Raw genomic sequence first — 8,633 nt, 5'->3', positions numbered from 1 at the left:
CCGGTTACTGATGTTGTAATAAATGAAGCGGCAACTCAGGCAGAAAAGCAGGGATGTACCTTTGAGTGTGAGTTTTCTTACCCTGAGGATAAGAGCATCAGTGCTATGGATATGGCTATTGTACTCAATAACCTTTTAGATAATGCATTGGAAGCGGTGGCATTGGTATCGGAAAAAGAACGATTTATTAAGCTATATGGGACTTCAAAAGATAACTTTTATCTGATAAAAGCAGAAAATTCCTATGATGGAACTGTTATACGGGACAAAGATAGCTCAATAGTTAGCAGGAAAAAGGAAAAAACAGATAATGGGCAGCATGGTATTGGGCTAAAAAGTGTAAAAAACATCGCAGAAAAATATCTCGGCGGAGTCAAAGTGGAGACTGGAAATAATACTTTTAACGTTACAGTAATGCTGCAGTCAAAAGAGAAATGACTATTCATTACATTAAACTGTCCGTTCGTTACAATCCTATTTAATTGTCTCAATTCATGGACGATACTTGAAATAGCAAAGGAAATAGCTCCTTGTGAGGAGGTGATCGCATGAATTTTGGGATGGATTATTATGGAGTGATAATGAGTAAAATCGGAGGCGCTGGATCTGTATGGAGTGGATATGGAACCGGTTCAGTAAGAAATAGTGGAAGACAACAGCTCACTAAAGGTCAGGCTGTTGCGCAGGCAAGCTATGCGGATACTTTTATGAAAATGTCCAGGGCAGAAAGACGGGAGGCTGTTGAATCAGGTACTCGAAAAAATACCGGAGCTTCTTCATCAGGCAGGTATGGAAACGCTGGAAATATCCGTTCGACGGGAAACAGCAATCTGTATAACAAGCTTTATGGTAGTTCAGCCAGAGCAAACAGCTATGTGCTTGAGGGCTGTGTAAAGGCTGAGGCAGCCGGGAAGACACTTGGCTGCGATTATATCTACAATGATAAAAATACTGATGAGCTGTATAACAGTGCAAAGAATCTTGTTGATGGATATAATGACATAGTTTCGCAGGCAAAGAACAGCATAGCTACAATTATCGGAACCAGAGCCACTGCCATGAAAAATGATGCTGCCGGGAATAAAGATGCTCTTAGTGAAATTGGTATCAGCTATAACAGCAAAAATGGAACACTAAGCATTGATGAAAAGAAATTTAAGGCAGCTGATAAGGATAAAGTCAAAAACCTGCTTGGACGGGAAGGTTCATTTGGTCAGAGAATCCGTTCTAATTCTACACTGATTCAGAGTGTGGCTGCGACAGCTGTAAGAAATAGTACAACCAGTGCTTATGGCAGCAATGGATTGTATGGTACCAATAGCCTTTATGGATTGATGAGTAGTTATGGGTTAGGAAGCAGCTATGGGCTTACCGGGAACTATGGACTTTCATCATTTTTAGGAAACTGGCTGGCATAAGAGAAAAATAACATAGATTAAAGCTACGGAAAGCGCTTTGGTTCGAGGGATCTAATTTGAACTAAGGCGCTTTTTGTGTCTCGGAAGTATCTGGAGGAAACATATATGCGAATTGATCAGAGTGAAATAAACAGTACAGCGTCAAGATATTATGATAAACAGTACGGCCAGACGGGAAAAGGCAGCAACATGGGCTTTGTCGGTCTTGTCGATAAAACAACAGAGAAGGAAATGACAACATATGAAGCTAAGGGAACAGTCAAAACAACAGATGGTAGAAGTATTGATGTTGATATGAATGCCTCTATGGAACGATGCAAAGTGTCAGAAGTTTTTGTCCCTATGGCTTCTCCGCTAGATGCGTTGTTTGATCCACTTATTATAAATACAGGTGCTGATACTGCAGGGCTAAGTGATAAGAAGTTCAAATTTGACCTGGATGCAGATGGAAAAGAGGATGAGATCTCTACGCTTGGTGAAGGAAGCGGATTCCTGGCACTAGATAAAAATGGAGATGGCAAGATTAACGATGGAAATGAGCTTTTTGGAGTGAAAAGTGGTGATGGCTTCAAGGATCTTGCAGAATATGACATAGATGGAAATGGCTGGATCGATGAAAATGATGAGGTTTTTGATCAGCTCAAAGTGTGGTACAAGACTGAAAACGGTGATGAATTAAAGAGTCTTAAGGATGCTGGTGTTGGAGCGATTTTCCTTGGAGCAGAAGAAACAGAATTCAAGATGGATGGATCAGATCAGGTCCTTGACGGAAAGATCCGGAAAACAGGCATGTTCCTAAAAGAGAATGGGGGAGCAGGGACTATCCAGCATGTGGATATGGCTATAAAAGGACGCGAGGCTGAGCTTTTATCGGATGAAGAAAAGCTTGATCAGTTAATGGAACAGATAAGAAATCAGAGTACTCAGAATCGACAGAGGAACAATAATAATACTAACGCTCAGAGGAGAGCTCAAAGAACTGCCAGACAAAAGAAGCAGCTTGAAGAGTATTACAAGAAAAAGGATTATCAGAAACAGTTGACTGAGGAAGCTATTGAACGTCGTGAAATGCTGCAGGATCAGAACAAATTGGCATAGTGTAGTATCATATTCTCAGGCAGGAACTGAAGTACTTTCTGCTATTCTTTATTGTAACGTATGTTGCTACGGCAGTCTTGTTCTATCAATATTTATCAGAGAAAAGTGAAAGTTTCCTGACAGAACATGACTTTTCAAAGGGAGAGGTCTTAGATGGAATGAATCGCCTGGTTCAGGAAGCTGGATATGGTGCTTTACTAAATATAGTTGAGGAATTATCAGGAAATATCAATGCAGTTAGAGCTTGCTGCTTATGAGAAAAATATTGATGAAACTGCAAGGATTATAGAGAACCTGATTAGTAATTGTGATTCCATATCAGATTTTACCAAGTCAAAACTGTTTTCACACCTTTCTTTCAAGCAATACGGTAAAGAATTTTACGAGGATTTACGTTTGGATCTAGTCAAAAAAAAATCATTTTGGGATTGCATCAAAAATCTTTTGGTGATAGCATAGTTTTTGTCAATAAAAAGAAAGAGCGTTAATCGCATAGGTGAAGGAATGATTATTAGATAATTTAGCTTGAGTGAACACTATCAGTAATGACAATGCTGCCAAGGCAGCTATTTTGTGTACGCTTAAACTGGATTATCATACATTCTTAGCCTATTTTATTTCTATATACTTATAGTAGGTCTATTTGTGTGAGTCTATTTTGCGTATGCGGAATAGGCTTTTTTCATGCGCAGCTTACGGAAATGTATGCAGGAGGAAAAATGTTACAGATAAAAGACCTTACTATAACGCATCTCAAAGATCTGAGAATTATTCTGGATAAATTCAATATGGTATTAAATGATGGGGACAAAGCTGTGATCATAGGAGAAGAGGGAAATGGAAAGTCTACGCTTATGAAGTGGATATATGATCCAAATCTTGCAGAGGCATATACAGAGTGCAGTGGTGAAAGGATAACAGGAGGGGAGTCTTTAGGGTATTTACCTCAGGAACTTAATGAATGCGACAGAGTCAAAACCTTGTACGAGTATTTTTCAGAAGGAACGTTGTTTTTTGATAAGACACCAAAGGAACTATCCGAAATGGCTAGTCAGTTTCAGGTTCCATCAGAGTTCTTTTATAGTGACCAGATAATGGGGAGCCTGTCCGGTGGTGAGAAGGTAAAGGCGCAGCTTATGAGACTTCTTATGGATGAGCCGACAGTTCTTTTGCTGGACGAGCCTTCAAACGATATTGATATAAGTACGTTAGAACTCTTGGAAAAGCTGATAAAGGACTGGAAGCATATTGTTCTCTTTATTTCACATGATGAAACACTTATTGAGAATACGGCCAACGTTATCATCCATTTGGAACAGATAATGCGGAAAAGCAAGTCAAGATATACGATTGTAAAAGACAATTACGAGAACTACATAAAAAGAAGGGCTGATAACTTCCAGCGTCAGGAGCAGCAGGCACTTAATGATCGCAGGGAAAAGAAAATTCGTGATGAAAAGTTCAGGCGAGGAAGGATTGAAATAATGCATATTGAACCTTTTGATATGAAATATCTTAACGATTACTTTAATGGATTTAATGAAGAAATAACAAAATATCAGTGGCCGGAGCCGTTTGAAAACATTGAGGCTTCCAAAGATATGCTGCAGGAGTTTATGGATGAGATGGAGAAAGGAGAAACCCTGTTTTATTCTGTAATCTCAGATGATGATAAATTCATCGGGAGTGTGGAAATGCATGGAATGACAAGTGATTGTCCTGAACTGGGAGTCTGGATCATTGAGAATGAACAAAGAAAAGGCTTTGCGTATGCTGCTTTAAAGGAACTGCTTAAGTATGCTGCAAGGACATATGACAAGAAAAAATTCTATTATGAGGCAGATATACGAAACGAAGGTAGCATGAAGCTACTAAGTAGGTTCGGGACAGATTATGATATTATCGAGTGTGATCTTGAGGAAACAGTAACAGATTCCGGAAAGAATCTTAAGCTGCAGGGATATGTGATTGCAGAAAAATAAGGCATTTCGATGTGCCTTTTGAATGAAGAATAAGGAGACAGTATGTTAGATAATAAAGGATTTGATTTATGGGCAGATGGCTATGATGCAGCCGTTGGCCTTTCAGATGAAGAAAATAGTTATCCGTTTGCAGGATATAAGGATGTACTGGGAATGATATTCCGGGAGGTAATGGCAAAGAAAAACGCCAAGGTCCTTGATATTGGCTTTGGAACAGGGACGCTTACTACAAAACTCTATGAGAATGAATGTGATGTTTATGGACAGGACTTTTCTCAGAGAATGATAGAGCTTGCTCAGCAGAAGATGGAAAAGGCACATCTTTACCAGGGGGATTTTTCCAAAGGCTTAGTTAAAGAACTTGTGGATTTAAAATATGATTACATCATTGGAACATACTCCTTACACCACCTGACAGATGAGCAGAAGATTTCATTTTTCAAGTCGCTAACAGACAGGCTTAATGAAGGGGGAAAGCTTCTTATTGGTGATGTTGCATTTGAAACGAGGGCAGAATTGGAAAAGTGCAGGGAAGAAGCCGCTGATGACTGGGATGAGGATGAAAACTATTTTGTTTTGGATGAACTTAGAGAGGCATTTCCCGGGGCGGAATTCTATCCTAAATCCTATTGCTCCGGTGTAATTGAGATAAAAAAGGTAAACGATATATGTGTCAGCCTGTACATTCCAAAACTTGAGGACTTATGGTTCCGTGAGGAGTTTATGGCTGATCCTGCCACAATGGAATATAATCATGCCTGGGGTGGCACAATCCCATTTCCAAAAGAAAAGTGGGAAGGCTGGTATAATGACTGGGTTGTAAATGATGATGAAAAATGCTTTTATCGTTACTTGAAGAATACCGATGGTGAGTTTGTCGGCGAGGTGGCATACCATATTGATAGTAAACACAATATGTGTATGGCAGATGTGATTATTGCTTCAAAGTATCGTGGAAGAGGATATGGAAAGGCAGGGTTGCTGCTCCTTTGCGAACAGGCTAAGGACAATGGTATGGATAGCATATATGATAATATTGCAATCGATAATACTGCGGTCAGGCTTTTTATAGAATGTGGCTTTATGGAAGAATACAGAACAGAAGAGATAATAATGCTTAAGAAGCAGCTGGTATAGGTGTTGATGATTGCAGATAGTGTAAATTAGCGTAATATATTGGAGGATACGATAAATGAATATTGTTTTAGCAGCTGTTTGAAGACGGTACATAGCATGATAAAGATTATGAAAGAGTGAAGGTGTTGTTATGCTTAGAAAAATAATGAAGTATAGTGATTTGGATGAAAGAAAACTGATGGATATATATACAGAAAGTAATTTTGAGAATACAGAATACTTTTATCCAGACGAGACGGATAAAAATAAAGCGGTCAAACTTGTAGAGGCAGGCTTTTGCAACTATTTAAAGAATGATTTTTATAACCTTGATGACAGCATTTATTGGATATATGAGGAAGATGGAAAATGGCTTTGCGCATTGAGAACTAATATGATTAAGCCTGGATTATTTTATCTTGAAGCACTTGAGACACCTCCAGAAAGCAGACGGAAAGGGTATGCATGTCGTCTTATCAATGATGTTTTGGAAGATATGAAGAACGATGGAAGTTTTAAGTTATGTGTCTGCATAAGCAAGAAAAACATAGCATCTTTGAAAACACATGAGAAATGTGGTTTTAAGATTGTTTCAGAAAAAGGCTATGACTATCTTAGTAATGAAGAAAACGATAGCACCTATGGCCTCGAGTATAATTATATGGCTGATTAAATGTGCTTGAGTTATTGTGTATCCTAACCAAGCAGAATTTTAATAGTTCACAAAGCTTGTTTAGATGCAGATTTAAAATGAAATGAATAAATGATACGAGCTTGATACAGGGACTGCTTTGGGAGGGAAAATGTCTGAAACAAAAGATAACAGATTCGCATCAGGCGTTAATGCCATTATGGCAGTTGTTTTCATATTAAATCTGATATTTTCACATGAGGATAATATTATAATGATCGCGCTGACAGGCGGGGGAAGGCTTGTAGACATCTTAAGCGCAACTAATGCATCTGTTTATAGTGGCTTTCAGGTACATAGACTTATCACTTACGGATACTTGCAGCCAGCCATAGGGCATCTTCTTGCAAATGTATATGCACTGTGGTACGTGGGGCTATACCTGGAGAAGGCACTTGGACTTACGCGGCTATTCGTGATCTATCATGTGGGACTCATCGTTCCATGCGCAGCGTTTCTCTTTATTTTTCCAAATGGTGTCATGTATGGCGCATCTCCTGCCATTTTCTGCTGTCTTGGCCTTATGGCCATGTGGCTTATTAAGGACAGAAATCTTATCAGTAAATACCGAAGCTTAAGAGGATTCAGGTATCTTTTATGCTATATGATAATCTCAAATTTCCTTGGCATTGGGACTTTTGTAGTCCATTTCCTTGGATTTTTGGTTGGGCTAATGCTTGGGATTTTTGTTAATGGGAGCAGATATCAGCACAGTGAGGAGTGACAAATATGTATATACCAGATCTAAAGGTTTCAATGATAGATCCAGAGATAAATGCAGGGTTTATCTGTAATTACCTGAGCAGGGAAAAGTCAGAGAATAAGACCCGCCCGTTTTATGAAAAGACGATCCTTCTTTATCCGGAATTAAAGGATGCGCAAGAAATCTTAGATATCAGAGAAAAAGAAGAGTTCATAAGAGAAGCTGTGATAAAAAGACTTGCAGAAAATCAGTCTAAGATACAGGAGAGGATTGAGCATTTTAGGGATATGTTTGATACCTTCATCCCAGGATTTATTGAGGCTGAGTGCAGACTGTTTGATTATGAGTGGAAGCCGGGTGATAAGGAAATAAATTGCTATGTCGGGTATCTTCCATTTTACCCAAGAAGTACAATGGATAAGGCATTCTATGTCTCATATCATGATGAGGAGAGGGTTTTCTCAGGAGCTGTCCATGAGATAAACCACATGATCTTTTTTGAGAAGTGGAAAGAGATGCATGGTGAGTGTAAAGAAAGACAGTGGCCAGATCCATTGTGGTATCTGGAGGAGATAATCGTGGATCCAACCCTTAATGATGAGAGAGTAAAGCACCATACATTATATGAAAACAGGGCATATCCGGTATTCTATGAAGAAGATGAAAGCGGACAGAGCCTTATGGATAAAGTAAAGAAGTGCTATGAAAAAGCTGATAGTATCGAGGCATTCTTAAATGAAGCCTATGAGATCATAAAGACAAACTTGTAAAAGGAGACTAGCTATGGAGTACACAGACAACAAGGTAAAAGTGACGGTGACAGAAAGTCATTGCCCAAAGTACAAGGTGGGAGATGTCATCAGGTTTCAAGGAAGTGATCTTGATAAAGAGCACAGTGATAACGTATGCATGGTGGCAATGCAGGCGATATATCCTTTCATCTATGCTTTTAGGAGAGGCGGAAACCTTAAAAATGGTCCATATCAGTGCATAGACTGCGGTGAGACCGTTGTGTTTAATATCGAAATTGAGGAATAAACCTATCGAAAAAAGTTGATGATAATAGTCCCTTCGGGCTGCCTGGTGCAGCCTGTTTTGCTTTTTACAAAAAATTAATAATCATCTCGAAAATCGACGAAAATCCTTGCAGCTACTGCAATCCTCCAATTAACAATACAAGGTAACAATACAGAGTAACACACTATACAGGGGATTTATCCTGTGTTATTTTGAGCTTAGATAGTGTCAAATAATCTATGAAAAAAATAGGTCAAAAAAATAGGCTCAGATGAACCTTGAAAAATGCAGATATTTAGATTGAGGTAGCCGGACGCCACCCTTGACAGCACAAAAAATAACTGCTGACGGTTAATCACCGACGGCGAAGAACTCAAGAACAATCAGATTTTCTCCGTCGTTTGCAGCAGTGTAGCAGTTATTTTTTGTGCCATCAAGGGCAAGCCGCTAACGCGGTGGCTGGGTTATTACCTCTGGCTCAGAATCTAAGAACAATCAGCCTGCAGCCTGGAGCTCAATTATTTTTTGCTGACCGTAATAGATCATTGTCTGCCACTTGCCGGGCATGTTTCCGGGAGCGGAAAAGAGATCATCTACGACAGGTGGCT

At 39.2% G+C, this 8,633-nt stretch carries 10 protein-coding genes; all 10 read left to right on the top strand.

Annotated features, from left to right (window positions below; all coding sequences use genetic code 11):
* A partial coding sequence (locus BLR42_RS21080) for an ATP-binding protein (RefSeq protein ID WP_139165238.1) occupies positions 1-438 on the top strand: 438 nt, incomplete at its 5' end.
* 110 nt (positions 439-548) lie between these two features.
* Entirely contained in the window at positions 549-1,418 is an 870-nt protein-coding gene (gene fliD, locus BLR42_RS21075; protein WP_091873480.1) for a flagellar filament capping protein FliD, read from the top strand.
* Positions 1,419-1,523: 105 nt separating this feature from the next.
* The gene (locus BLR42_RS21070; protein WP_091873478.1) at positions 1,524-2,516 is read left to right on the top strand and encodes a hypothetical protein; all 993 of its coding nucleotides are present in this window, start codon (positions 1,524-1,526) and stop codon (positions 2,514-2,516) included.
* Between the two features lie 11 nt (positions 2,517-2,527).
* Positions 2,528-2,773, top strand: a complete 246-nt coding sequence (locus BLR42_RS24290; protein ID WP_369094665.1) for a DUF6483 family protein — start codon at positions 2,528-2,530, stop codon at positions 2,771-2,773.
* A gap of 462 nt (positions 2,774-3,235) precedes the next feature.
* Positions 3,236-4,498: a GNAT family N-acetyltransferase gene (locus BLR42_RS21060; RefSeq protein WP_091873473.1), complete on the top strand. Its 1,263-nt coding sequence runs from the start codon at positions 3,236-3,238 to the stop codon at positions 4,496-4,498.
* Positions 4,499-4,540: 42 nt separating this feature from the next.
* Positions 4,541-5,635 carry a GNAT family N-acetyltransferase gene (locus BLR42_RS23735; RefSeq protein ID WP_242879464.1) on the top strand — a complete coding sequence of 365 codons (1,095 nt, stop codon included), beginning with the start codon at positions 4,541-4,543 and terminating at the stop codon, positions 5,633-5,635.
* 130 nt (positions 5,636-5,765) lie between these two features.
* The gene (locus BLR42_RS21045; RefSeq protein WP_091873470.1) at positions 5,766-6,287 is read left to right on the top strand and encodes a GNAT family N-acetyltransferase; all 522 of its coding nucleotides are present in this window, start codon (positions 5,766-5,768) and stop codon (positions 6,285-6,287) included.
* 130 nt (positions 6,288-6,417) lie between these two features.
* The gene (locus BLR42_RS21040) at positions 6,418-7,029 is read left to right on the top strand and encodes a rhomboid family intramembrane serine protease (RefSeq protein WP_091873468.1); all 612 of its coding nucleotides are present in this window, start codon (positions 6,418-6,420) and stop codon (positions 7,027-7,029) included.
* A 5-nt stretch (positions 7,030-7,034) separates the two neighbouring features.
* Complete coding sequence (locus BLR42_RS21035) at positions 7,035-7,778, top strand: hypothetical protein (protein ID WP_091873465.1); 744 nt, start codon at positions 7,035-7,037, stop codon at positions 7,776-7,778.
* Positions 7,779-7,791: 13 nt separating this feature from the next.
* A complete protein-coding gene (locus BLR42_RS21030; RefSeq protein WP_091873462.1) occupies positions 7,792-8,046 on the top strand; it encodes a TIGR04076 family protein in 255 nt (84 codons plus the stop codon).
* Positions 8,047-8,633: the final 587 nt, after the last annotated feature.

This window comes from Butyrivibrio sp. INlla16 (assembly GCF_900104155.1).
In the GTDB taxonomy this organism is placed as follows: Bacteria; Bacillota; Clostridia; order Lachnospirales; family Lachnospiraceae; genus Butyrivibrio.
The sequence above is the reverse complement of the archived record's forward strand: the minus strand, read 5'-3'. Positions and strand labels throughout refer to the sequence as shown.

Excerpts from the sequence above, each read along its gene's own strand:
- fliD (WP_091873480.1), top strand. The coding sequence starts at position 549 with ATGAATTTTGGGATGGATTATTATGGAGTGATAATGAGTAAAATCGGA.
- BLR42_RS21070 (WP_091873478.1), top strand. The coding sequence starts at position 1,524 with ATGCGAATTGATCAGAGTGAAATAAACAGTACAGCGTCAAGATATTAT.
- BLR42_RS21060 (WP_091873473.1), top strand. The coding sequence starts at position 3,236 with ATGTTACAGATAAAAGACCTTACTATAACGCATCTCAAAGATCTGAGA.
- BLR42_RS23735 (WP_242879464.1), top strand. The coding sequence starts at position 4,541 with ATGTTAGATAATAAAGGATTTGATTTATGGGCAGATGGCTATGATGCA.
- BLR42_RS21045 (WP_091873470.1), top strand. The coding sequence starts at position 5,766 with ATGCTTAGAAAAATAATGAAGTATAGTGATTTGGATGAAAGAAAACTG.
- BLR42_RS21040 (WP_091873468.1), top strand. The coding sequence starts at position 6,418 with ATGTCTGAAACAAAAGATAACAGATTCGCATCAGGCGTTAATGCCATT.
- BLR42_RS21035 (WP_091873465.1), top strand. The coding sequence starts at position 7,035 with ATGTATATACCAGATCTAAAGGTTTCAATGATAGATCCAGAGATAAAT.
- BLR42_RS21030 (WP_091873462.1), top strand. The coding sequence starts at position 7,792 with ATGGAGTACACAGACAACAAGGTAAAAGTGACGGTGACAGAAAGTCAT.